Here is a 25,597-nt window from a genome sequence, read left to right on the forward strand (position 1 = left end):
TGTTTGCTTAAATTTTGTGCAGCGTGGCGACGGGAGTTTCGTTGCCTGCTGTTCTGCAATCAGGATAATCAACTCTATTTTGATATTATTTTAACTTAATGTATTTTAATATTTTATTCTTTTGTTAGCTTTTTCTCTCTCGATTTTCCCTATGCTTTCCTGTTTAGTTAACTTGCCTTGTTTTATATAGTGAATGATCTAACGCGTAATTTGTTTATAAAAGAGTCGCTTAGATCACGATGTGTAATAATTGTGACACAAATTATAGTTAAGGTTTGCTAAGATAGGGCGCGATTAAAAATCATCGTATTTTCTGCGAGATCATTTTAAAGCGATGAAATATAAAAATAATCAAGGGGTTGATTGTAATGAATAAGATTTTACTAAAAGGACTAGTTGCAACGGCTGTTGTATCTGCGTTAACAGCTTGTGGTAGCGATAATAACGACAACACGCCTAAGACATGTGCAGAAGCGGGTGAGGCATGTAAGACGTTCACAGTTTTGCATACTAACGATAACCATGGTCGCTTCTGGGAAAATAGTAAGGGCGAGTACGGTATGGCGGCTCGCATGACGCTTATCGAGCAGATCCGCTCTGAAGTTGAAGCTGCTGGTGGTGATACTATTTTGCTTTCGGGTGGTGACATTAACACGGGTGTACCAGAGTCTGATATGCAGGATGCAGTACCAGATTTCGTCGGTATGAACCTACTTGGTTACGATGCAATGGCAATTGGTAACCATGAGTTTGATAACGAGTTATCAGTACTCGATATGCAAGCTAAACTAGCTGACTTCCCAATGCTAGCAGCAAACATCTACCACAAAGATGATGAAGGCAATGTAACTGACGAGCGTTACTTTGACCCTTATAAAGTATTCGAAGTTAACGGTGTGAAAATCGCGGTTATTGGTCTAACAACAAAAGATACCGCTAAACTTGTTAACCCAGATAACGTTGCTAAGATCCACTTTGCTGATCCTGAAGAGGAGATTGCTAAAGCTATTGCTGAAGTTAAAGCCAATGAAACTGTAGATCTTATCTTTGCGACTACCCACATGGGTCATTACGCTGACGGTAATCATGGTAGTGAGGCCCCTGGTGATGTGACCTTAGCTCGTTCTTTAGAAGCTGGTCAATTAAACGCAATTATCGGTGGTCATTCACAAAACCCAGTTTGTATGGAAGGTGGCGAATACGCTGATTTTAATCCTGGCGACGAGTGTAAGCCGGATGAGCAAAATGGAACTTACATCATGCAAGCCCACGAGTGGGGTAAGTATGTTGGACGTGCAGACTTTGAATACTTTAACGGTGAGCTACAACTTGCTAGCTACAAACTTATTCCAATTAACTTAAAAACTAAGTTAAAAGATGAGAATGGTGAAACAGTTAAAGATGAAGATGGTAACAGTGTTTACGTAACTATTGGCGAAGAGATTGAGCCTGATCCCGTTGTTACTTCTGTATTGAAGCCATTCCAGCAACAAGGTCAAGAATTGCTTGATGAAGTGATTTCGGCAACTGACGCTAAACTGGAAGGTGATCGTAATGTCGTTCGTTCTGAGCAAACGAACTTAGGTCACCTACTTGGGCACGCGTACAGAACATTTAACCTTGTTAATGCTGACTTTGGTGTAATGAACTCTGGTGGAGTACGTGATTCAATCGCTGCCGGTGAGATCACATACCGAGACGTATTGACTGTACAACCATTTGGTAACTTCGTAACTAAAGCAACTATGACAGGCGCTGAAGTAAAAGATTATCTGAATGTTGTTGCTACTAAGACTGCCGGTTCTGGTGCATATGCTCAGCTTGAGAATATCTCTATGACTGTTGATTGTGATGCTGGTAAAGTTGATATTACCGATATCAATAATAAAGGCTTTAGCTCAACTGACACATACTCGTTCTCAGTTATTAGTTTCAGCGCAGCTGGCGGTGATGATTATCCTGTGATTGATGTTGAGTCAACTCAAATTACTGACGCTGCAGCATTACGTGAGTTCTTTGTCGCGAACCCGAGCGTTAAAGCTGCTGATTATGCGCCGGTTCCAGGCAAGCTTATATACATGCACAATGGTTCAGAAGTTAAGGGCTGTCCTGCTTCAAACTAATTACTAAAAAGCGAAATTTTAGTATTTACTCGTGAGCTATTTTGCTACATAAAACCAGTCCTTCGTGACTGGTTTTTTCTTAATTTCCCACTGCTTAATAAATTTTATATTCACAGAAGCTTAAAATAACGAGCAAATTTCATTATTTTTCGATCTCTTCCCTTGAAAACATTTTTTACGTCCACATATTAATTGTAAGGTCGCTCAACGAGGGCCTAAACAACCGACTTAGACTTTGTGCCTTCGGGGCAAAGGATAGGTGAGAAGCGAATAATCGCTTCGATGTGGTGCGACAGTTGTCGGCCACCATACTTTTAAATATATTGCTTAAGACAAGGATATACCCATGAGAAATTATGACTTAACACCACTATACCGCAGCGCTATCGGATTCGACCGTTTGGCACAACTTGCCGAACACGCAGCGTCGAATAAAGGCAATTCTGGTTACCCTCCTTATAACATCGAATTGATTAATGAACACCGTTACCGTATCACTATGGCTGTAGCAGGTTTTTCGATGCAGGAGCTTGATATAACAAGCGAAGGCGATAAGTTGTTAGTCAAAGGCACCAAAGCCGACGCAACAGATGAGCGTACGTACCTTTATCAAGGCATCGCAGAGCGCGGATTCGAGCGTACATTCCAACTTGCAGACTATGTGACAGTGATAGGTGCAGACTTAGAGAATGGTTTACTTAATATCGACCTTAAGCGCGAAATTCCTGAGGCGATGAAACCGCGAAAAATAGAGATTGGTAGCGCAAGATTACTCGACAGTGAGTAATAGGCTGGTAACCGCATAGGTTATTACCCATAAGCGAATTTAAAAAGGGAGCCAGTTGGCTCCCTTTTGCTATGTTATGGCGAGGACTTTCTAAGCTTTCATCGCCTTCTCGCCGCGGGCTAAGCCCACCACTCCTGAGCGTGAGATTTCAACCACCTTAGTAAAGTCTGCGAGTGCTGTGATACAGGCATCGAGTTTTTCACTGGTACCGATTAGCTGTACCGTATAAAGGCTTTGGGTAACATCGACGATTTGGCCACGGAAAATATCGGCCAAGCGCTTAACTTCTTCACGATTGTCACCGTGGGCTTTGACTTTGATGAGTGCAAGTTCCCGCTCCACATGTGCCGACTCGGTAATGTTAGATACCTTAAGTACATCAATCAGCTTATGCAGTTGCTTCTCAATCTGCTCCAAGACATATTCATCGGCATTGACCGTGACCGTTAAGCGTGACAGGGTCATATCTTCAGTCGGCGCAACGGTTAAGGTTTCGATGTTATAACCACGCTGAGAAAACAGTCCAACAACTCGTGAAAGAGCGCCGGGCTGGTTTTCAAGTAACACACATATAATCCGACGCATTAGCTTTTCTCCGTTTTGCTCAGCCACATTTCGTTCATTGCTCCACCGCGTATCTGCATCGGATGAACGTGCTCTGTCTCATCGACATGGATATCCATAAATACCAGTCTGTCTTTGATACTAAGGGCTTTCTCTAGACCCGCCTCAAGTTCGGCTGGGTTGCTAATCGTCATACCAATATGACCGTAAGCCTCAGAAATTTTAGCAAAATCAGGCACAGAGTCCATATAGGACTGTGAATGACGGCCTGCATAGATCATGTCTTGCCACTGCTTTACCATGCCCAAGAAGTGATTGTTCAAGTTAATGATAATCACAGGTATATCGTATTGTAGGGCAGTAGAAAGCTCTTGAATATTCATCTGAATAGAGCCATCCCCGGTCACACAGATGACGGTTTCCTCTGGCATTGCAAGCTTTACACCTAAAGCCGCTGGTAACCCAAAGCCCATGGTGCCAAGGCCACCGGAATTGATCCAGCGACGAGGTTTATTAAAGGGGTAGTAGAGTGCTGCAAACATCTGATGCTGACCCACATCGGATGCGACATAGGCGTCACCGTTAGTGAGTTTATGTAGTGCCTCGATGACCTGCTGTGGCTTAATCTTTTTGTCATTAGTAGAGTATTTTAGGCTATCAACAGCTCGCCATGTGGCGATATCACTCCACCACTCATCATTAGCGGCGGGATCTGTGATGCCAAAATCGTTGGCTTCAATTTGCTGGAGCATATCATCTAAGATTTTCTCTGCTGAGCCCACGATAGGAATATCGACTCTAATTGTTTTTGAGATAGAAGAGGGGTCGATATCAATATGTAAGATCTTGGCGTTCGGGCAGTACTTCTCGACATTATTGGTCGTACGATCATCAAATCTCACACCGATGCCGAAAATAAGGTCGCTATTGTGCATCGTCATGTTCGCTTCATAGCAACCGTGCATGCCTAACATGCCGACACTATTTTTGTGGGTGCCCGGAAATGCACCTAAGCCCATCAAGGTACTGACAACTGGGATCCCAAGCTTTTCTGATAACGCTAGAATTTGCGCATCGCAACCAGAGATCACCGCTCCACCACCGACATAGAGTACAGGCTTTTTAGCATTGAGTAGCGCTTGTAGACCACGGCGGATCTGCCCCTTATGACCAGATGTCGTCGGGTTGTATGATCGCATGCTGATATCTTCAGGGTACTGATAATCATGTAGAACTTGAGGGTTCATACAATCTTTAGGGACATCGACTACGACTGGTCCAGGTCGACCGCTAGAGGCGATATAGAAAGCTTTTTTGATAATGGCTGGAATATCTTTTGGATCGGTCACCAAGAAGCTGTGTTTAACCACAGGGCGTGAAATACCGATCATGTCACACTCCTGAAACGCATCATTACCGATGAGGTGGCTTGGAACCTGCCCCGAGATCACCACCAAAGGGATTGAGTCCATATAGGCGGTGGCAATACCGGTAATCGTATTGGTTGCGCCGGGACCAGAGGTTACTAAGACAACGCCGACTTCGCCAGTAGCACGGGCATAGCCATCAGCCATATGAACGGCAGCTTGCTCGTGACGGACTAAGATATGTTCGATATTAGATTTTTCGTGCAGGGCATCATAGATATCCAGTACGGAACCGCCTGGATAGCCAAAAATATGTTTAACACCTTCATCAATAAGAGAACGGACAACCATGCTGGCGCCTGATAACTTCTCCATAGTACTTCCTCTTAAGTTACCGCTACGGTATGCAGTATCTTGATACAGCGACGGTAATCGCTCTAATAATTAAGCTCAGATGGTAATCTTTGCTCACGAAATGCCAGATAATCTAAGGTAAAGATTAATGCGCAATCTAATTGCTCAGCAAACACTCGAAAACGAGAGTGGTTTCATCATATAAAACCCTTGAGTTATTACAAGTGCTTTAAGGGAAAAACTGTTCTTAATGAAGAAAATTCATTATTGCTAACAAAATAGTGAGTAAAAACAGAGGGGAATTAACGAGTGAGTAATAATTTACTCACCTAGATGGTGATAGCAAGCAGCTGGTTGGCCTCACTTTCAAGTTACGGGGTACTCTATGTGAGTCACTGTGACTACCCACATGCTTGCGCAATAAAACACCTTGCTTATTCTGCTAACGTAGCGGGTTCATGACGGCTTAGAAACTGGCACAGGGCCACTAACAACACCGCCGTTAGCATTAGTGCTGAGAAGGGCACTGCGGTTCCGGTATAAAACAGAGCGAGTAAAGGGCCCGCTAACGCACCAAAACCAAAACGTAATGTTCCAATGACTGCCGTTGCCGTACCCGTTTCCTTTTGAAACTTCATCAATACAATAGCATCGGCATTAACCGACATAACCCCTAGGCAGGCCATAAGGGGCAGAAGCATCATAACGGTAAAGTGATAGCTTAACCCAAGCAGATTGACGCTTAGCAGCGCAATACCAGAGATAGCTCCAAAAAATGTTGATACCTTAAGCATACGTTTAGAGCCGTAGCGGCCCACAATCTTACTGTTAACCACGTTAGCCAACATTAACGCACCAACGTTGGTGCTAAATAGAATCGCAAACAGTGACTTATCTAGAGCAAATACCTCCATATACACAAAAGGCGAAGCGGTGAGATAACAGAAAAAAGCAAATGAAGTCAGTACGCCGCTGGCAATATTGAGCTTGACGCCTTTTTTGGTAAACACTGTGGCGTAGGCTCTCAAAAATGATTGAGTGCTACGGTTGCTATTGTCTTTATCACTGGGCATCTTGAGTTTAAGGCTAACCAACACCAATAAAATAAAGGCATAGAGTGCCAATATAAAAAAGATCAGTTGCCATTCGCCGAGCTCTAAAATTAGGCTGCCGATACTCGGGGCTATCAGTGGCGCCAGCATCATAATAAGGCTGACGTAAGACATACCTTTAGCGGTATTTTTACCATATAACTCTTTAATATATCCCGGCACTACCACTGTAGCGGCCGCGCCAATAAAAGCTTGTAAAAAGCGAATACTTAAGAAGGCTTCGATAGAGGTGACAAAAGCAAGTGACAAACTGGTACACATAAATCCCGTTAAGCCCAGAAGTACTAGTCGTTTACGACCAAATCTATCGGCTAAAGGGCCAAAACAGAGCATGCCTAATGCATAGCCACCTAAGTAAAGGCTAAGTGATTGTTGAACTAAGGTGATATCGGTATTGAAACTTACAGCGAGTGTTGCCATTGCTGGCAGGTACATATCAATTGCAAGCGGTGTAATAGCGACTATGGCGGATAGCATAGGGATTAGTAATGTTAAGCTGGCACCAAATGGGTACTTAACAGTGGTTTGGAAATTTGGTGAGTTGTTCAACGAAACCTCTGCCTAGTGCTAAAACCTGTTATTGAAAATAAATGGAACAGTGAAACTTGTAATTTACACCTATTAAAGAGCCAAGCTTTAACGGGGATGAGTTTTGATAACTTATTGCCGATAAGTGATGAGAAGAAATCAATTTATCATTTTGAGGTGAGCTGAAAAGTGTTCTGTTGCGGCTGCTCAAGAGGTTCATATTAGCGTTTTGCACACTAGAATCAATTGTGAGAAGCTAATTTTTTATTGGGTATGCTTTTCAATTTGTAAGCAAACGCAACTGTAGTCAAGTAAGGCTGTAAGATTAATGAGTATGCATGTTACTCGGCTTAATACAGGCAATAGTGAGCGAGTTGGTTCTGCCTTCATTATTGCCTGATAATGTCATCAATAAAAGCTAGTGTGGAAACAAGGTTAGAACGCACTAAGATTTGAAAGTAATTATCGTGCTTGTATTTGTCTGGTTAATAATTTCTAGTGAAATCACTTTGCCATTATCATCTTGTTGTTGCCATATTTTATTCGGCTCACTGATGGTATGGGTGTAATCGATAGAATTAGTCCCCGTACTGATCGTGAGCTTATCTCCCTTATTCACTGGGTCATAATCAATGGCTAATAGAGGAGAGGCGTCAGCGAGTGGTTGATCTCCAACGGTCAGTCCAACCATTTCGATCGTGATCATACGACCCTTATTACCATTACTGAAAGTAACAAAATGGTCTAACCAATCTGCTTGGTGCAATTGCTTAGTTTGTTGCATAAAATTAGTCCTCTAATGAAATTGACCATGTCTTTTTAATAGCCTTGTAAAAGCCACAATAAATATAGTACAGCATACTTTTATGGGCAAGATATCGGCATGGGGAGGGCTCTGACGGTATTGTCTATCAGATGGTAGCTGCCAGCTAAGTGAGTTTTGAGTGACTTGAGATAATAAAAAACTCCGTTACCCTAAAGTGACGGAGTTTTTTATTAATCGAAGTTGGCAAATGGTTTGCCTCTACGATAGCTCTTAATCAATGATGATTAGAAACCGCGAGGAAGTTGACCTTTACCGGCTAGCTTTTCACGCCAGAGTTCTTTTGGTGTTTTACCACCACTTTTGGCTGCAGGCTTAGCTGCTTTTTTCGCTGGGGCTTTCTTAGCTGCAGGTTTAGCTACAACAGCCTTTTTCTCGGCTTTAGCCTCAACTGGTGCGCTATCGCCACCGAATTCAGCTAACATCGCTTCCAAATCACTAAAGCGTAAAGATTTACCGCCATCGATTTTGTACCAGCTACCTTTCTGTTCAATTTTAACAGCTTGGCCATCACGCTGAGTTAGCGCAGTCTCAAGTGAGCTGATAACTTCTTCTTTGGTCAGTTTAGACATAATAATAACCTGTTTATTTTTGTGTGTACTTGAAGGTTTGAACTGATTTTATCGTTTAATGTACTGTAAAGTCCAATTTTAGCCTGAACTGGCTGTATTTATATGACGTTTTGAGCACTTTAGCGTAAATAGTGAGTTAAATCGGTGTGCTTTTTAAGCAGATGCACTCAGCGTCTTATCTATGAGTTAATTGTCTATTTATACTAACAATAGGTTAAAATACGTTTTTTGCTACTCTCGGTGGATTTATGACTCGGACCGAATTAGGCCAATACTTGGCCAACTTATTACAACTCTCTAATTTTAAAGACTATGCACCAAACGGTTTGCAGGTCGAAGGTAAGGCAGAGATCAGCACCATTGTTACTGGGGTAACAGCATGTCAGGCATTAATAGATGCGGCGGTTGAGCTTAATGCCGATGCGATTTTGGTTCATCATGGTTTCTTCTGGAAAAGTGAGCCTGAAATCATCGTCGGTATGAAACAAAAGCGTATTAAAGCCCTATTGGTAAACGATATTAGCTTATTTGGCTATCACCTACCGTTAGATGCTCACCCTGAATTGGGGAATAATGCGCAGCTGGCAAAAGTATTAGAGATTGTCGAGCCAGAGAGCATTGAGAACGTTGCACAAGGTTTAATGTGGCAAGGAAGGCTCGCTACGCCTTTATCGGCCAAAAGCTTTAATGAGCATATTTCAGCGAAACTCAATCGCCAATGCCAACACCTCGGTGATAGTGATGCTGTGGTGAGTACCGTTGCTTGGTGCACGGGGGGAGCGCAAGATTATATTGATATTGCGGCCAATATGGGGTTCGATGCGTTTATCAGTGGAGAGGTCTCTGAGCGCACTTATCACTGCGCCGTAGAGCAGGGGATTCAGTACTATGCAGCTGGTCATCACGCGACAGAGCTATATGGTATTCAGGCGTTAGGTGAGCACCTAGCCGATAAGTTTGGCATTAAGCATCATTTTGTTGATATCGTAAATCCTGTTTAGTCTAAATTAAACAGGTTATGTTCGATGGCCTTGTTTGAACAGTTGTTTGCCGAAGTTAAGTTGTGCTATTTCTGATTAACTGAACGGCAATAAAAAAGCCGCTTATGAAATTAAGCGGCTTTTTAGTGTCTCAACGAAAAGTTAAGCTTAACAGTTTATTTTACTTTCATACCTGGTTGAGCACCTTCGTGCGGCTCCATGATCCACAAGTCTTTTCCACCAGGGCCTGCGGCAAGAACCATACCTTCAGATACGCCAAAGCGCATCTGACGCGGTGCAAGGTTTGCTACCATTACCGTTAGCTTACCTTCTAGGTCTTCAGGTGCATATGCAGACTTAATACCTGCAAACACTTGCTTAGTTTCGCCGCCTAAATCTAGCTCAAGACGCAAAAGCTTATTCGCCTCTTTTACGTGCTCAGCTTTAGCGATACGAGCAATTCGAAGATCGATCTTGGCGAAATCATCGAAGCTGATCTCATCGCTAATTGGATCTTGCTCAAGTGGTGATTTAACTTCTTTTTTCACTTCAGGCTCTGCTGCAACTTGAAGGTTTTCTTTAGAAGCTTCGATAATCGCTTCGATACTCTTCATCTCAACACGTTGCATTAACGCCTTAAACTTAGCGATTTCATGACCTGCAAGATCAATGTCTAGGTTATCCCACTTAAGTTCCATCTGTAGGAAGGCTTCAACATCTTGCGCAAGCTTTGGTAGTACAGGCTTAAGATAAGTCACCAGAATACGGAACAGGTTTAGTGCATTACTGCATACCTGATGTGCTTCTTCTTGCTTAGCGTCATCTTTAATTAACTGCCATGGAGCAGAATCTGCTACATAGGCGTTAGCAATGTCTGCCAAGGTCATCACTTCACGCATTGCTTTACCGAATTCACGGGTCTCGTAGAAGTTAGCGATGGTTTCTTGTTTAGCTAAGAAGCTCTCTGTTAGGCTGTTATCGGCTATTTTAGCCAACTTGCCATCGAAACGCTTACTGATAAAACCTGCAGTACGAGAAGCGAGATTAACCAGTTTACCAACTAAGTCAGAGTTTACGCGCTGGGCGAAATCTTCAAGATTCAAGTCCAGATCGTCAATTCTGCTGCTCAGCTTGGCGGCGTAGTAGTAACGTAAGTACTCAGGGTCTAGGTTATCTAGGTAAGTACGCGCCTTGATAAAGGTGCCTTTAGACTTTGACATCTTAGCGCCGTTAACAGTGACATAGCCGTGAGCATAAACACTTGTTGGTTTACGCAGACCTGCACCGTCAAGCATTGCTGGCCAGAATAGACTGTGGAAGTAAACGATATCTTTACCGATGAAGTGGTAAACCTCAGCTGTCGAATCCTTGTTCCAGAATTCATCAAAATTGAGATCGTCACGCTTGTCACATAGGTTCTTAAATGAGCCCATATAGCCGATTGGCGCATCTAGCCATACGTAGAAGAACTTACCTGGTGCATCTGGTATTTCAAAGCCGAAGTAAGGCGAATCACGTGAGATGTCCCACTGCTGTAGGCCTTGCTCGAACCACTCACCTAACTTGTTAGCCATCTCTTGTTGCAGAGAACCTGAGTTAATCCACTCTTTTAACATGCCTTCAAATGCAGGCAGGTCAAAGAAGAAGTGCTCAGTATCTTTCATCACAGGTGTTGCGCCAGATACAGCTGATTTAGGATTGATTAAATCAGTCGTGCTATATGTTGCACCGCAGTTATCACAGTTATCGCCATATTGGTCTTCAGACTTACAGCGTGGGCAAGTACCTTTAACGAAACGGTCAGGTAGGAACATCGACTTTTCAGGGTCAAATAGCTGAGAAATTGTTTTAGTCTTGATGTAGCCGGCGTCGCGTAACTTAATATAAATCTGGCTAGCAAGCTCACGGTTTTCATCACTGTGAGTGCTATGGAAGTTATCGAACTGAATATTGAAGTCGGCAAAATCCTTCTCATGTTCTTTTTGAACTTGAGCGATCATCTCTTCAGGAGTAATCCCCAACTGCTGTGCTTTAAGCATGATCGGCGTGCCATGAGCATCGTCAGCGCAGATGTAGTGACATTCGTGTCCACGTAGTTTTTGAAAACGTGACCAGATATCAGTTTGAATATACTCAAGCATATGACCCAAATGGATTGGACCATTAGCATACGGAAGTGCACTTGTGACTAGGATTTTACGTTGTGAATTTGCCATCTTTTCTCAAAATCGCTGGGAACCTAATTGGAATGGCATAGATACTAACCGATCCAATGCATAGTTTCATCAAAAGCTCGCACAAGTGGATTAAATCTAGACTAATGTTTGCCAGAATATCTGGTACAATTGCGCAAATTATATTTAGGGGGTCCGTATTTTGTCTTCAACACATCCAAATTATCATCTCGATGATGATCTTCTCAGCTCTGTATTAGCGATTCTCGATACTTTTCAAGACACGTATCTGAATAAAAGCCTGTTAAGCGCAGGAATGGTCACTAAACTGGCAATTGAAGGTAAGCGACTACAGCTGGGGTTATGCTACTCATACCCTTGCCAAACTCAATATCGCGACATCGTAATGGCCGTGACAAAAGAGTTAGCGGTATTGGATGCCATTGATGAAGTTGAATGCGAAATTGACTTCCAACCAGACACGGTCTCAGCAATTAGTGCAGTAGAGCCGCTACCTAACATTAAGCAAGTGATTGCTGTTGCCTCAGGTAAAGGCGGTGTAGGTAAGTCGACCACTGCGGTTAACCTAGCCTTAGCTTTGGCGGCAGAGGGAGCCAGTGTTGGTATTTTGGATGCAGATATCTACGGCCCATCGATTCCGATGATGTTGGGTGTGGAAGATTTCAAGCCTGTCTCTCCAGATGGCAAGATCATGACCTTTGCTCCGGCTCACGGTATCGCGGCGCAGTCTATTGGCTTTATGTTGGATGGCGACCAAGCCGCAGTCTGGCGTGGCCCGATGGCCGCAGGCGCTTTAGTACAGTTACTCACTGAAACTGAGTGGCCAGAGCTTGATTACCTCGTTATCGATATGCCACCTGGAACTGGTGATATCCAATTGACGCTTTCGCAAAAAGTACCTGTTAGCGGCGCGGTGATTGTCACCACCCCACAAGATATCGCGCTAGCCGATGCAAAGAAAGGCGTAAGCATGTTCCAAAAAGTGAACATCCCAGTTTTAGGCATCGTGGAGAACATGAGTTTCCACCTATGCCCAGAGTGTGGCCATAAAGATCACCCATTCGGTGCAGAGGGGGGGCAGAAAATGGCAACTCGCTACAATGTACCACTCTTAGGCCAATTGCCTCTGCAGTTAAACATTCGCGAAGATGTGGATAAAGGCACACCTACAGTTGTAGCCGATGAGTCTAGCCAAGTTGCTGGGATTTATCGTGAAATCGCTAGAAAAGTTGGGGCTCAGCTTGCACTATGTCAAGCGCAGCCAAAAGTATCAATCAGCATGTCTGATGACGAATAAAGGTTAGTTTAATGAACTCTAAAGATTGTGTTGTTATTGGTATTGCGGGTGCATCGGCATCGGGTAAGAGTCTTATCGCTAAGACGATTTATGAAGAACTTTGCCGTGACCTAGGTACAGATCAAATTGGCGTGATTGCAGAAGATGCGTATTATCGCGATCAAGGTCATCTGTCGATGGATCAGCGTATATTGACAAACTACGACCATCCAAAAGCCTTGGATCATGAGTTGTTATGCAGTCATTTGCGTGAGCTTAAAGCGGGTAACGCAGTTGATATTCCTGTTTACAGCTATAACGAACACACTCGTACCGATGAGAAAGTGACTCTAACACCAAAGAAAGTCATTATTCTAGAAGGTATTTTGTTACTAACCGATCCGGCTCTGCGTAAAGAGATGGACGCGTCTGTATTTATGGATACACCTCTGGATATCTGCTTTATGCGTCGACTTTCTCGTGACGTTGCTGAACGTGGTAGAACAATGGAGTCGGTCATGTCACAGTACACTGAGACGGTACGTCCGATGTTTTTACAGTTCATCGAGCCATCGAAGCAGTATGCCGATATCATCGTGCCGCGTGGTGGTAAGAACCGTATCGCTACCGATATCCTAAAGGCGCGTATACAGCACTTATTGGCAAAATAAGATCACTTATCAATATAAGGGACTCTAGCGATCATGCGTTTAACTGATATCGAAATTGAAGCGTGTTTAGACAACGGTACAATCATTATGGAGCCTCGCCCTGCGGCAGAGGCGATCAGTGGTGTGAGTGTCGATGTTAAGTTAGGCAATCAATTTAGAGTCTTTAAAGATCACACCGCCCCTTATATCGATTTGAGTGGCCCGAGCACCGAAGTGCAAGAGGCATTAGATCGCGTGATGAGTGAAACCATCGTTATCGAAGAGGGTGATTCTTTTTTCCTGCATCCAGGAGAATTGGCGCTATCTATCACTCATGAAACCGTGACTCTACCTGCTGATATCGTCGGATGGCTCGACGGCCGCTCATCACTGGCCCGTTTGGGCTTGATGGTACACGTTACGGCTCACCGTATCGACCCCGGTTGGCAAGGTAAGATCGTGTTAGAGTTTTATAACAATGGTAAATTACCCTTGGCACTAAAACCTAATATGACCATTGGCGCACTTAACTTTGAGCGTTTAGCACATGCTGTTGCGAGACCTTATAACAAGCGTGAAAGCGCTAAATATAAGGATCAACAAGAAGCGGTTGCTAGCCGGATTAGCCAGGATAGCTAATGACACAAGTTTGGGTCGATGGACAGCCCGATAATAGTGTTAATCCTCTCGATAGGGGATTGGCTTATGGTGATGGTTTATTCGCGACGATGCGAGTACATCAAGGCGAGATCCAATTCTTAAACACCCATTTTGAGCGTCTTACTCAAGGCGCTTATCGTCTTGGTTTCCAGTGGCAACCATCGAGCGATTTGAAACAGCAACTTAGCGCTTTAGCCAAGACTAACCCCAATGCTTGTATCAAAATAGTGCTGACGCGCGGAGTAGGCGGTCGAGGCTATGGTGCTGCCGTTGTTAGGCACAATCCAGCAATAATTCTCGATAACGAAAGCATCCAGCAAATCAATGATAAGCCGGTATCGAGTTCTCAAGTTTCAACGCCACTCAATACTACAGAGATTGTCTCTGTACATCCATTACCGACTTACTACAAACAGTGGCAGCAACAGGGGGTTAGTCTCGCTCTTGCTGATATTCGGTTAGGTCGACAGCCTAAGCTTGCAGGAATTAAGCACTGTAATCGCTTAGAGCAGGTACTGATCAAGTCTGTGGAGTTAGCTGAGGGAAACCAAGATTGGCTCGTGCTGGACTCTGATAACAATGTCATCGAGTCATCGATGGCAAATATATTTTTTGTGGTGGACAAGATAATTATAACGCCGCGAATCAGCTTTGCCGGAGTGGCTGGCATGATGCGCGAACAAGTTATCCATCAACTACTACAGATGGGATATAGCGTCCAGATCACCGACTTTCATCACAGCATGCTAGCAGATGCTAAGCATGTATTTATAACCAATAGCCTATTTGGGCTCGTTGATGTTGTGGCTATCGCTGATAGGCGTTTTAGCCGTGCATCTTGGACTTCTAGAATAAGAGAACATCTCTGTCTGACATTATGAAAAAAGCAATAATAGGTCTTTTCGCAACGCTTTTTACGCTATTAACTTTAGCTGCCGTTGGCGCATATTGGGGATATAACACGCTACAGGCATATGGCGAACAACCGATTAAGATAACGGCTTCTCAGGAGCTAGATATTAAACGCGGCACCACCTTTAGCCAGTTTATTGCTGTTTTAGAATCAGAGAAGCTGATCGATGAGGGCTGGAAATTAAAATGGTTGGTTCGCTTAAAACCTGAGTTAGCCAATATCCGTTCAGGCCTTTACGATGTTACGCCAAAGGATACCGTTAACAGTTTGCTAGAAAAAATCATTAACGGAAGAGAGAAATCTTTCGGCGTGACCTTGTTAGAGGGGCAAACGGTGAAAGAGTGGCGTCAGGTTCTGGATCTGCAGCCAAGACTGACTCAGCAAGAGGAGGTCTTTATTGAAGTATTACGTGCTAATGGTGATGAGTCGGGTCTTGCTGAAGGTAAGTTCTTTCCTGACACTTACCACTATCGTGCAGGCAGCAGTGAAAAAGCTTTACTCAATGAAAGCTATCTTAAGATGCAAGCTGAGCTCGATAAAGCCTGGCAGGGTCGCCAAAAAGATTTACCACTGAAGTCGGCCTATGAGCTGCTTATCTTAGCGTCTATTATCGAAAAAGAGACGGGAAAAGCGAGCGAGCGCCCTTGGATTGCCGCGGTTTTTGTTAACCGTTTGCGTAAAGGGATGCGTCTGCAAACAGACCCCACTGTGATCTATGGCATGGGGGATAGATATAAAGGCAATATTACCCGCAAAGACCTACGTGAAACCACGGCCTTTAATACATACAGAATTAATGGATTGCCACCAACGCCGATTGCCGCACCGAGTTTAGCGGCGATTCAGGCCGCTGCGCATCCTGCGGATGTCGATTATATTTATTTCGTTTCACGAAATGATGGCAGCCATGTTTTTTCAAGAACACTGAACGAGCATAATCGCGCAGTGAACAAATACCAGAGAAATCGATGAATACACAATCACAAGCAGTTCAGTCAGCCAAGTTTATCGTTATCGAAGGGCTAGAGGGAGCTGGGAAATCTAGCGCCATCGCGCTTGTTAGAGACTTTATCGAGAAGCATACAGGCAAAGCCCCTATCTGCACCCGGGAGCCTGGTGGCACGCCGCTTGCGGAGCAGATGCGTGATCTGGTTAAGATTGCCAATGAAACTGACCCATTGTGCGATGAAGCTGAATGTCTGTTATTTTATGCCGCTAGAGCGCAGCTTGTGGCAAATGTGATCAAACCTGCCTTAGCCAACGGCGAGTGGGTACTCGGCGATAGACATAACTTGTCTTCGCTTGCTTATCAAGGCGGTGGGCGAAACTTGATGCCGCTAGTTTCTGCTATCAGTGATGCAACCTTAAAAGGTTTTAAACCAGACTTAACCCTGTACTTAGATATCGACCCTAAACTTGGTCTCGAGCGCGCCGCCCGTCGTGGTGAGTTGGATCGTATTGAGCAGCAGGAGATCGATTTCTTTAATCGTGCACGGGCAACTTTCTTGTCATTTGCCGATGCCGATGACTCTATTAAGATTGTCGATGCAAGCCAAACGATGGCGCAGGTACATAAAGATATTATCGCAATCCTTCAAGAGCAGAGTTGGTAATATGGCTGCGCTTCCTTGGCTGCAAACCACTTTCGATAATTTCTCTGAGCAGATCAAGACTGCTAGAGTCGGCCATGCCTATCTTATCGGCATGGATACGGGCTATGGTGGCGAGTTATTAGCACTCGAATTAGCCAAAATGTCACTCTGTAATCAGCTTGGTCATGGCGGTGCGTGTGGGTTTTGTAAATCTTGCCAACTGATTGAAGCTAATAATCATCCCGATCTATACCGAGTCGAAGCCGATGGGGCGCAGATTAAAGTTGATCAGGTTCGAGAGCTTTGTCAAAAATTGACGACAACCGCCCAGCAGGGCGGCAGGCGAGTCGCGGTTGTTTTGAATAGTGAGCGCTTAAATCAGGCGTCGGCCAATGCCTTGCTTAAAACACTTGAGGAGCCAGGTAAGGATACGATATTACTATTACAAGCCAATGCGCCGAGTCGATTGATAGCGACTATTAGTAGCCGGTGTCAGAGATTGCGTGTTGAACTTCCAAGTAAGCAGCAAGTGAAGCAGTGGTTAAAAGAGCAATATAACTTTGCTGATGATCCGTCTTGGTGTTTGCCTGTTGTAGGTGGCCCTATGGCTGTGTTATCAGCTGTTGAAAATGACCGATATCAAACCTTGCTTAGCTATCGAAAGGGCTGGACACAAAGTTTGTCGTCAGGACAACTGTGTGCTAGTTTAATAAATGTTAATGAAAAGCAAGTTTCTGATGCTCTTAAAGTTTTGTATCTAGTGATACATAGGACTTTGATTAAGAAGCAAGACTGTGATCCACTAATTAGAACTCATCTCGCAAATTTTGCGGCGAAAGTGATGCAACTAGAAACTCGTTTATCGGTGATGCCAAACGTGAACACGTTAGCGTTATTTGAGGGGTTAACTATTGAGTATAATCAGCTAATGAGCCAATAAAAACCTATGACTAATCTTGTTGTCAAATTTGATTCTTTACAGCAACTCTACCGCGCTTATATGCCATTTATTAAGCCTGTAGGCATATTTGTGAGTTGCAGTGAAAGTTTTACGCTTGGCCAAGAGATACAGGTTTCCTATCAGCTACCAGGAGGTAGTGTGGCTCACAATTTTACTGGCTCGGTGATCTGGATTAATCCCCTAGGCGCCTCTGGCGGTCGACCCGCTGGCATAGGGGTCAAAATTTTATCTGACTCCGGTTTTCATAAGCATCAAATTGAGCAACTACTTTCACAGCAACTTGCCTCGGGTGATTTGACCTGCACAATGTAGCTGGGTAGACTTGCGGTCCTTTTTGTTGTTTGTTGGATTTTGACCGTGCTTATCGATTCACATTGCCACTTAGATCGTTTAAAAATAGCCCCAGATCAGGCTTCACTTCAAGATATTATTACTGCAGCTAAAGCTCGGGATATCGCCTACTTTCTTTGCGTCAACGTAAGACAGCAGGGTTTTGTCGAGATGAAGCAGAAAATGGCCGCATTCGACGAAGTGTTTCTTTCTGCCGGCGTACATCCTTTAGATGTACAAGATGGCTTGAATATTCAAGAAGTTGAGCAGTTTGCACGTGATGAAAAAGTCGTCGCCATCGGTGAAACAGGCTTAGATTATTTCTATGCCAATGAAACTAAAGCTCTACAGCAGACCTGCTTTGAGCAACAAATAGACCTCGCTGTCAAAGTCAATAAACCACTCATTATTCATACTCGTGATGCTCGAGAAGATACCATTAATTTTTTAAAGCGTGGTAAGGCTGACACTGTCGGTGGTGTATTGCATTGCTTTACCGAAGATTGGGAGATGGCAAAGGCGGCAATCGATTTAGGTTTCTATATCTCAGTTTCAGGAATCGTGACCTTTAAGAATGCAGGAGAGCTTCGAAACGTCATCAGAAAGGTGCCAAAAGACAGATTGTTGGTGGAAACGGATTCTCCCTATTTAGCGCCAGTTCCTCATCGTGGTAAAGAAAATCAACCCGCATTTGTACGCGATGTTGCCGAGTTTGTAGCTGAGCTCAGAGGGGAAAAATATCCAGAACTTGCCCAGTACACCACAGATAACTTCTTTAAACTATTTAAAGATGCAGCAAGGCTAGCAGGACGTTAATTCACCGTTTTGTTGGTAAATTCTAGACAAAAAAAGACCCAAAACTATTCCGATTGTTCTGGGTCTAGGGGAATGGCTCACAAGGAGCCGTGCGCTACTGTTGTTTACCATTACTGGTAAGAAAAGGTTAAATCACATCTTCGTTAAAGACTAATGATATAGAGTGTAGACCAGCTTTTAGTATTGTGGGAGGTTATTTTTTGACAACCCCCACCCAAATGTAACTAATTGTGTATTACTGATACAGTGCAATCTTGTCTTTGACTAAATCTCTAGGGAGGTTGTTCTTTAATTTATTTCCCAAGTGCTTGGCGACGCCGAGTGGATTATTCGCATAACTGACGATCACTTCCCCTTGAGGTTTGACTCTTTCTTGTAAGCTTATATCACGACCCATCAAGAAATCCTTAGCCTGCTCATCATTCAGCTCAAATCGTGTGGGAGATGATAGCGCCAATACCGCTTCATGGCGGACCTTGTAGCCTTTCTTTAGCGCATCGGCGAGCTTTATTCCTATCCGCTGAAAACGCATCTTACCAATCAGCGGCATGACAGGAGTTGGGAATAGCCAGAACTCCAGATCTCGCACCATTACTTGAGCATCTTCGGGTAGGTTGATAGAGAAGCTCTCTTTAAAGTATTGTGCTAATTCTTCTACTTGTTTGGTCTTAGCAGGCGTAAACGGAAAGTTTTTCTGCTTTCTTGGCTCCGGAAGTTGGCGCTCTACGGATACATGTTTGCGAATTTTGGCCACAAAGAAACCTTCACTGTCATAGAGCTGTGGCCAGACATGTAAAAAGCCCTCTTCGGTGCAGGCTTTTTCCGCTTGTGGGAATAGCTCTGTTAATGAGACAAACTCAACGGCTTCCCCATACAAGGTTCTTAAGTGGTGACAGACATCTTGGTTTTCTTGGCGGCTTAGTGCGCAGGTGGAGTAAACTAAGCTTCCGCCAACCTTTAATGCAAGAAAGGCCGACTCGATCAGTGCTTTTTGGGTTTCCACGATACCTTTGGCATCGTTGTTATCCCAATTTTTGAGTGCATCAGGATCTTTGCGGATCGTGCCTTCGCCGCTACAGGGAGCATCGAGTAGAATCGAATCAAAGGTCTCAAACATATATTCGCCAAAAACACGCGCATCGAAATGGGTTAGGGCACAATTAGCCACGCCCATTCGAGCTACATTGGCATGCAATACCTTAACTCGACTTGCTGAATACTCGTTGGCGACCAACAGGCCTTGGTTGTGCATAAGAGCGGCTATCTGGGTGGTCTTAGAGCCTGGCGCAGATGCCATGTCGAGCACTATGTTATCGCAAGAGGCATTTTGCAGCCCTTCGTTAGTGATGACGTCAAACAGTGCCGTTGGCGGCAACATGGAACTGGCTTCTTGGATATAAAATAAGCCTTGAAGATGTTCAATGGTATTGCCTAACTGGATGTCTTGGTTCAAGGTCACCCAAAAGCCATCTTTACACCAAGGGATTGGGTCAAAGTGCCAGCCTTTTTGCGTCATCAAGTCGATAAAGTTGTCGCTACTGATTTTGAGCGTATTGACTCGGATAGAAAGTCGTAACGGCTTATTGCTATAGGCGATAAAGTCTTCCATTGATAAGTGAGATGGAAGATCGCGTTCGATGCTATCGAGAAAATTCTGATTAAAATGAGCCATATGTCGAAGATAATGCGGTAAAGTAGCGGGATTATAACAGATTAACGAAATGATAAGAGGGAACTTGGGTGCTAAATAAGATCTGGTTTGGCTTTTTTGCTACCGCACTCATCGCAATATTGCTTCAGGTACTAACGGGACACACTCAGGTGCTCTCTGAAAGCGTGAGTGCAATTTTTTCGAGTTCAAAATTGGCGGCTGAAATCGCACTCGGCTTAATCGGGGTATTATCACTTTGGATGGGATTGATGCGGGTGGGGGAGAAAGCTGGCGTTGTGGCGGTGTTTTCGAAAATGTTTGAGCCATTATTGTCTAAATTGATGCCCGAGGTGCCAAGAGGTCATCCCGCTTTTGGCAGTGTCACCATGAACCTAACGGCGAATATGCTAGGTTTAGATAATGCCGCTACGCCGCTAGGGCTCAAGGCGATGCAGGATTTGCAAACTTTAAATCCCAATAAGACTGTAGCCACCAATGCCCAGATCTTGTTTTTGGTATTAAATACTTCTTCGATCACCTTAGTGCCAGTCACTGTATTTTTATACCGCGCACAGCAAGGGGCTGTAGCGCCTGCTGATATTTTCCTGCCGATTTTACTCGCCACAACGGCATCGACACTTGCAGGCTTAACTATCGTGGCTTTAGTGCAAAGGCTCTCTTTAATCAATGCAGTTGTGCTCGGCTATGCGGGTGTTATTCTGTCCTCCATCATAGGCTTAGTATTTTATTTGAGCACCCTGACGGTATCGGCTATTGGAGAGGTCAGTACTGGTCTTGGAAATGGTATTTTATTGTTGCTTATCTTCAGTTTCGTTTTGGTCGCTGGGATGCGAAAAGTCGCTGTCTATGATGAGTTTATTGAGGGCGCAAAAGAGGGCTTTTCACAATCAATAAAACTGATCCCTTATTTACTTGCAATGTTACTTGCTATCGCGCTCTTAAGGGCGTCAGGTGCATTAGATTATCTATTACAGTTGATTGCGGGCTTAGTCGCGTTTGCAGGCGGGGATGTGCGTTTTGTTGATGCCATGCCGACAGCGATTATGAAGCCTTTCAGTGGCTCTGGAGCAAGGGCTATGATGCTTGAAACGATGCAGCATTACGGTGTTGATTCATTCGCTGGGCGCTTAGCAGCAATATTACAGGGCAGTACTGAGACGACCTTTTATGTGTTAGCCGTATATTTTGGTGCTGTCGGGATCCGTAATGGAAGACATGCGTTGGCTTGTGGCTTATTTGCTGATCTCGCAGGGATCATTGCTGCAATAGTGGTTTGTTATCATTTCTATGGCTAATTAAAAAAGGGTGACATATCAGAAATGAAAAACGAGGCAAATAGCCTCGTTTTTTTAAGGTTGAAAGTACGTTTTAACTCTCGCTCAAAAGTACTTCCTCAATGTTAATTTAGTTAATCGCATTCGCTGCTTGCACCGGAGACCAACTTAGCCAGTCAGGATCGACTTTCGAATTGAGCTTAAACGTCTGCTGCTTAGAAAGGGTGTTTGCAGAGCTGGTCGTCTCCTTAGTCGCCATCCCAATGCCACCGGCTAAAATGGTTTCTAGGGAGCCAGTTTCAATCTGCGCACCTGAGAATAGGCCCACATCAACCTTTACCCCAGATAGATCCCAAAATACGCTAGATTGATTGACTAAGTGTCGATACTCATTTTGAACGTGGGCGCGCATAATCACGCCAGTTCCTTGTTGAGATAGCTGGTAACCATCAACTTGGCCGATTTTTACCCCTCTAAAGAAGATGGCCGTTCCGGCTTTTACTGAGCCGAGGTTAGCCTTACTCAAGTTAAAGGTTAGGGCGCCATCGATATTATGGAAAGGCTTTTCAATTTGTCCTGTAAAGCTAGATGACTTAACTGCGCTTTTACCTGGGAATACTTCAATATAAGGACCTGTAATAAGGGTTTCAGGTGCCTTAATACCCGCTAACGAGATATCGGCATCGATAATCGAGTAAGATGCATCCTTCTGGTTAAAGTTAGCTGCATATTCACCATATAGGTAGGCGGTAACATTTAGCCGTTTCAGATCTTTGGTTAAAGTCACTGAGTCGACTTCACCAACCTTATGGCCAAGATAACGTATAGGAGCCTTTGCAGCCAGTTTTACGTTAGCAGGGAAGGTCAGCTCGATTGCTTTAGCTTGGCTTAGGGCTAAAAAGCGGCTGTCATACAGATAGCGATTATCGGCGATTCGGTCGCCTTCGATTAGCCCAAGGCTAATGCCACCTTTTAATGCGCCTTTTAATGGAGCGACTTCGACCTCAACACCCGACAAACTCGCATTAATTGATATCGCACTGTTTCGCCAAAATACCGTTTTGCTGGTCAGTAGACTTTCAAACGCTCGCTCAATCGTCATATCGATAGCAAAATTATTGTCAGATGCCTGCCAACGAACGCTGGCAACTTGACCAATTTGCATCTTTTTATAATAGATGGGTGAGCCTGCGGATAAATCAGCAGCATCTTGGCTTAACAGGCGCTTTTTGATCAGGTTTTTACTGGCAAAAAAGTCTTTAGCTTCATCGTTATTAGCAAATACACGTAATGAACTTTTGCTAGTTGCTAAGGCTTTACTTGAGCCTCTAACTAGACTTAAAGCACCACTTGTTAAGGTATTTAAATCACGGGTCTTAACTTGAACACCATCAAGGCTGGCATTAATAGCTAGGGCAGACTCTGCGATAAAGTGGCTATTTGCGCTGACCAAATCGATGAAGTCTGGTGCTATCTCAATTTGGTATTCAACCTGAGTGAGTGCACTATTAAGTTGACTAGAAAGCACTTGGCCTATTTTTATCTGTTTATAGCGAATTTCGGCGCCAGCGCTGACCCCTGGATTTGTCTCTGAATAGAGTGTCAAAGTCAGCTTGCTGATATTTTTAGGCTCAGGCGCCTGTGTTAACAGGCTATATTCTTGCTTTGCAGCACCTGTACCAGGAACAAAATTGATCACACTGCCAGTGATTAAGCGCTCAGGATGTTTGATCCCTGATAGCGAAATATCGGCACCTTCAAGCCAGAAGTCTGCGGTTTCGGTCAGCAGTTCCTGGTAGTTCTTATCAATTATTGCCGTTAAAATAACCCCGTCATCACTCAGCGCCTTTTGAATGATTTGACCAATTTTAATGCCTCTATAGACGATAGGTGCATTTTGGTCGACCGATTCATTACCACTGGTCGTAAGGGTAAACTTGACACCGCCTAATGCATCTTCTTGATTATCGTAAAGGGTAAATTCGTGCTTATTCTCGGCGGGCTTAGCTGTGCCATTTGAACTAAAGCTAATCCCTCCTGCAAGAATGGATGCAAGGCTCTCGCTACTGACTTTCACACCTGACAGGGAGGCGTCAACGCTTATCCCAGATACGTTCCAAAACTGGGAGTCGACCTTTACTAGTTGGGCATATTGCTGCTGGATAAAGGCGGTAACCAAAATCTCATTGGCGCTTTCAAGGTGATAGCCCACAACTTGACCCACTGGGATCTGTCGGTAAAACACCGGCGAGCCCACATCTAACGACCCCAGTTTGTTAGTGGTGATGTGCACGATCAACCCTTCCACACCAGGAGTAATAACGGGGGCTGTCGTTTCGGCCTCGAAAAAGGAGCGTGAGTCACCTTCACCGGGTAGAATACCAATATAGTTGCCAGAGAACAGGGTATCTAACCCCTCTATACCTGTAATTGTCGCTTTAGGTTTAACCAACCAAAACTTTGTTCCTTGATTAACGAAAGGAGCTGCACGGTAATCCATGATGACATCAACATTTACACCTTGAAGGTCATCGGCGATACTCATATCGACAACTTTACCTACAGTCAGGCCCTGGTATTTAACTAGGGTTTTACCTATTTCCATACCTGTTGCGCTTGGGAAGTGGATCGTTACCTCTATGCCTGATTCACGTATGCTTTTCACACCGAGCCATGCGCCTAAAGCGAGGGCAATAATGGGTAATAACCAAATCGGTGAGAATAGTTTTTTCTTTACGATTTTAGGCGTTTGTACTTGAGTCATCTTTTGCTTCCAATCTATCCCAGAGTAAACGGGTATCTATGACTTTTGCAGCTAACTGCGTGAGTAGAATTACTAAAGCGAACGCAGTAGCAGCAGGAGCTGGCTTTGCGTCTAGAAGCTGTCCCATATTGACGACAGCAACGGTAAGAGAAATAACAAAAAGGTCTAACATGGACCAGCGGCCTATCCATTCAATGATGTGAAACCCAGTCATGAGTTTCTTTTTAGAAATAGGTAATTTAAAGCTAATTGCTGACAGGTAAATCGTTAAGCCTACAATTTTGAGGATGGGAACCAAGATACTAGCGACAAAGAGTATGATCGCGATTGGGATCATATCGGTTTTGACTAAGTGGGCAATGCCAGAAAAGATAGTATCTTGGGTTACTCGTCCCTGATTGGTTAAAGTGGAAATAGGGTAAATGTTGGCAGGGATTAACAAAATCGTGGCCGTTATGAGTAGCGCCCAGCTCTTTTGTACACTGGAGTAGTCTCTGACAGTCAGAGGTGCATCACAACGACTGCAATGGGTCGATTTAGCGCAGGTTACTTTATGGCATGTTGGGCATGAGGTAAGCCCGATATCTTTGCCAAGTATGATTGGCTGATTATCGCTCATCGAGATAACTCCACATATGTTCTAAGTCATACTCCCGCATTAAAAACAGTGTCATTACAAATAGCATAGTAAAACAGAACGTACCGAAACCAAAAGAAACCGTGGCAAAGTCGGCTAAGTTAAAAGCGGCCACTAAGAAGCTAATGACGAAAATTTCTAACATGGTGAGCTGAGTCAGCACTCCTTGTGTTTTTAACGCATGCTTTAGTACGGTTTTTAGGGAAGGGGAGCTCAGTCCATACTTTACGATTAAAATCTGCATCAGTATAGATAATAGTAAAAGACCAGGTGCGATGACTGCAGAAGTTAAAACGGCAATTCCCACTAACCAATACCCTTGATGGTAGACTGATAACGCCCCCTCTATCACTGTAGTGGTTCTCACACTCCCTAAAAACTCTAACTCTAAGACGGGGAATAGATTGGCAGGGGCGAAAAAGAAAATGGCTGTTAAGCATAAGGCCAGCATGCCGTTGATAGAACAGTATGGCGTATCGTATAACGAGGTGTGACATCGTGGACATATAGCACGTACGCCTGTTGGTAGTGCTCGTTTCCTAATAACTAAGTCACAGGAGCGACACAAAGTAATACTGCTGTCTACAGCTTCCTTTCCCATTCGTTTTAATATCCAAGTGTACCGTATACGCGTAAATAATACGCAT

23 protein-coding genes are annotated in these 25,597 nt (G+C 44.1%); 13 read left to right on the forward strand and 10 right to left on the reverse strand.

Annotated elements, in window-relative coordinates; translation table 11 throughout:
- The first annotated feature begins 368 nt into the window (after window positions 1–368).
- Both ushA and JMA39_RS11365 read left to right on the forward strand, forming a co-directional pair.
- Window positions 369–2,123: a bifunctional UDP-sugar hydrolase/5'-nucleotidase UshA gene (gene ushA, locus JMA39_RS11360; RefSeq protein ID WP_202721988.1), complete on the forward strand. Its 1,755-nt coding sequence runs from the start codon at window positions 369–371 to the stop codon at window positions 2,121–2,123.
- Window positions 2,124–2,469: 346 nt separating this feature from the next.
- Window positions 2,470–2,910, forward strand: coding sequence for an Hsp20 family protein (locus JMA39_RS11365; RefSeq protein ID WP_202721989.1), 441 nt, complete (start codon window positions 2,470–2,472; stop codon window positions 2,908–2,910).
- Window positions 2,911–3,000: 90 nt separating this feature from the next.
- On the opposite strand, the gene ilvN is transcribed toward JMA39_RS11365, so the two are convergent.
- From ilvN to JMA39_RS11390, 5 genes are all read right to left on the reverse strand, one after another.
- Complete coding sequence (gene ilvN, locus JMA39_RS11370; RefSeq protein ID WP_202721990.1) at window positions 3,001–3,495, reverse strand: acetolactate synthase small subunit; 495 nt, start codon at window positions 3,493–3,495, stop codon at window positions 3,001–3,003.
- A complete protein-coding gene (locus JMA39_RS11375) occupies window positions 3,495–5,216 on the reverse strand; it encodes an acetolactate synthase 3 large subunit (RefSeq protein ID WP_202721991.1) in 1,722 nt (573 codons plus the stop codon). Before JMA39_RS11375 ends, ilvN begins: the two co-directional genes overlap by 1 nt.
- Before the next feature lie 413 nt (window positions 5,217–5,629).
- Entirely contained in the window at window positions 5,630–6,856 is a 1,227-nt protein-coding gene (locus tag JMA39_RS11380) for a multidrug effflux MFS transporter (RefSeq protein ID WP_202721992.1), read from the reverse strand.
- 424 nt (window positions 6,857–7,280) lie between these two features.
- Window positions 7,281–7,619 (reverse strand): DUF5335 family protein, encoded by a 339-nt coding sequence (locus tag JMA39_RS11385; RefSeq protein WP_202721993.1) that lies wholly within the window; start codon window positions 7,617–7,619, stop codon window positions 7,281–7,283.
- 266 nt (window positions 7,620–7,885) lie between these two features.
- Window positions 7,886–8,230, reverse strand: coding sequence for a hypothetical protein (locus JMA39_RS11390; RefSeq protein WP_202721994.1), 345 nt, complete (start codon window positions 8,228–8,230; stop codon window positions 7,886–7,888).
- A gap of 248 nt (window positions 8,231–8,478) precedes the next feature.
- Between JMA39_RS11390 and JMA39_RS11395 the strand changes: the two genes are divergently transcribed.
- Entirely contained in the window at window positions 8,479–9,231 is a 753-nt protein-coding gene (locus JMA39_RS11395) for a Nif3-like dinuclear metal center hexameric protein (RefSeq protein WP_202721995.1), read from the forward strand.
- Window positions 9,232–9,386: 155 nt separating this feature from the next.
- Here the strand turns inward: JMA39_RS11395 and metG are convergent, their stop codons facing one another.
- On the reverse strand, window positions 9,387–11,426 hold the full coding sequence (gene metG, locus JMA39_RS11400; protein ID WP_202721996.1) for a methionine--tRNA ligase: 2,040 nt from the start codon (window positions 11,424–11,426) through the stop codon (window positions 9,387–9,389).
- A gap of 160 nt (window positions 11,427–11,586) precedes the next feature.
- Here metG and apbC point away from each other — a divergent pair, with 160 nt between their 5' ends.
- The 9 genes from apbC to JMA39_RS11445 are packed head-to-tail and all read left to right on the forward strand — an operon-like array spanning window position 11,587 to window position 18,603.
- Complete coding sequence (apbC, locus tag JMA39_RS11405) at window positions 11,587–12,702, forward strand: iron-sulfur cluster carrier protein ApbC (protein WP_202721997.1); 1,116 nt, start codon at window positions 11,587–11,589, stop codon at window positions 12,700–12,702.
- 11 nt (window positions 12,703–12,713) lie between these two features.
- Window positions 12,714–13,352, forward strand: a complete 639-nt coding sequence (udk, locus tag JMA39_RS11410; RefSeq protein WP_202721998.1) for a uridine kinase — start codon at window positions 12,714–12,716, stop codon at window positions 13,350–13,352.
- Between the two features lie 33 nt (window positions 13,353–13,385).
- A complete protein-coding gene (gene dcd, locus JMA39_RS11415; RefSeq protein ID WP_202721999.1) occupies window positions 13,386–13,970 on the forward strand; it encodes a dCTP deaminase in 585 nt (194 codons plus the stop codon).
- Window positions 13,970–14,872: an aminodeoxychorismate lyase gene (pabC, locus tag JMA39_RS11420; RefSeq protein ID WP_202722000.1), complete on the forward strand. Its 903-nt coding sequence runs from the start codon at window positions 13,970–13,972 to the stop codon at window positions 14,870–14,872. The genes dcd and pabC overlap by 1 nt, the downstream gene beginning before the upstream one ends.
- Entirely contained in the window at window positions 14,869–15,876 is a 1,008-nt protein-coding gene (gene mltG / locus JMA39_RS11425) for an endolytic transglycosylase MltG (protein WP_202722001.1), read from the forward strand. The genes pabC and mltG overlap by 4 nt, the downstream gene beginning before the upstream one ends.
- Window positions 15,873–16,517, forward strand: coding sequence for a dTMP kinase (gene tmk / locus JMA39_RS11430; RefSeq protein ID WP_202722002.1), 645 nt, complete (start codon window positions 15,873–15,875; stop codon window positions 16,515–16,517). Before mltG ends, tmk begins: the two co-directional genes overlap by 4 nt.
- Window position 16,518: 1 nt before the next feature.
- Window positions 16,519–17,436, forward strand: coding sequence for a DNA polymerase III subunit delta' (gene holB / locus JMA39_RS11435; protein ID WP_202722003.1), 918 nt, complete (start codon window positions 16,519–16,521; stop codon window positions 17,434–17,436).
- 6 nt (window positions 17,437–17,442) lie between these two features.
- Entirely contained in the window at window positions 17,443–17,769 is a 327-nt protein-coding gene (locus JMA39_RS11440; RefSeq protein ID WP_202722004.1) for a PilZ domain-containing protein, read from the forward strand.
- 45 nt (window positions 17,770–17,814) lie between these two features.
- A complete protein-coding gene (locus JMA39_RS11445; RefSeq protein WP_202722005.1) occupies window positions 17,815–18,603 on the forward strand; it encodes a TatD family hydrolase in 789 nt (262 codons plus the stop codon).
- A 235-nt stretch (window positions 18,604–18,838) separates the two neighbouring features.
- On the opposite strand, the gene rsmF is transcribed toward JMA39_RS11445, so the two are convergent.
- Window positions 18,839–20,275, reverse strand: coding sequence for a 16S rRNA (cytosine(1407)-C(5))-methyltransferase RsmF (gene rsmF / locus JMA39_RS11450; protein WP_202722006.1), 1,437 nt, complete (start codon window positions 20,273–20,275; stop codon window positions 18,839–18,841).
- Window positions 20,276–20,343: 68 nt separating this feature from the next.
- Here rsmF and JMA39_RS11455 point away from each other — a divergent pair, with 68 nt between their 5' ends.
- Complete coding sequence (locus tag JMA39_RS11455; RefSeq protein ID WP_202722007.1) at window positions 20,344–21,570, forward strand: nucleoside recognition domain-containing protein; 1,227 nt, start codon at window positions 20,344–20,346, stop codon at window positions 21,568–21,570.
- 109 nt (window positions 21,571–21,679) lie between these two features.
- Here the strand turns inward: JMA39_RS11455 and JMA39_RS11460 are convergent, their stop codons facing one another.
- From JMA39_RS11460 to JMA39_RS11470, 3 genes are read right to left on the reverse strand one after another with little or no spacing between them, the layout of a single operon-like run.
- Window positions 21,680–24,313: an MlaD family protein gene (locus JMA39_RS11460; protein ID WP_202722008.1), complete on the reverse strand. Its 2,634-nt coding sequence runs from the start codon at window positions 24,311–24,313 to the stop codon at window positions 21,680–21,682.
- Window positions 24,291–24,932 (reverse strand): paraquat-inducible protein A, encoded by a 642-nt coding sequence (locus JMA39_RS11465; protein ID WP_202722009.1) that lies wholly within the window; start codon window positions 24,930–24,932, stop codon window positions 24,291–24,293. Before JMA39_RS11465 ends, JMA39_RS11460 begins: the two co-directional genes overlap by 23 nt.
- On the reverse strand, window positions 24,922–25,551 hold the full coding sequence (locus tag JMA39_RS11470; protein WP_202722010.1) for a paraquat-inducible protein A: 630 nt from the start codon (window positions 25,549–25,551) through the stop codon (window positions 24,922–24,924). The genes JMA39_RS11465 and JMA39_RS11470 overlap by 11 nt, the downstream gene beginning before the upstream one ends.
- Window positions 25,552–25,597: the final 46 nt, after the last annotated feature.

This window comes from Shewanella schlegeliana (assembly GCF_016765635.1).
GTDB lineage: Bacteria > Pseudomonadota > Gammaproteobacteria > Enterobacterales > Shewanellaceae > Shewanella > Shewanella schlegeliana.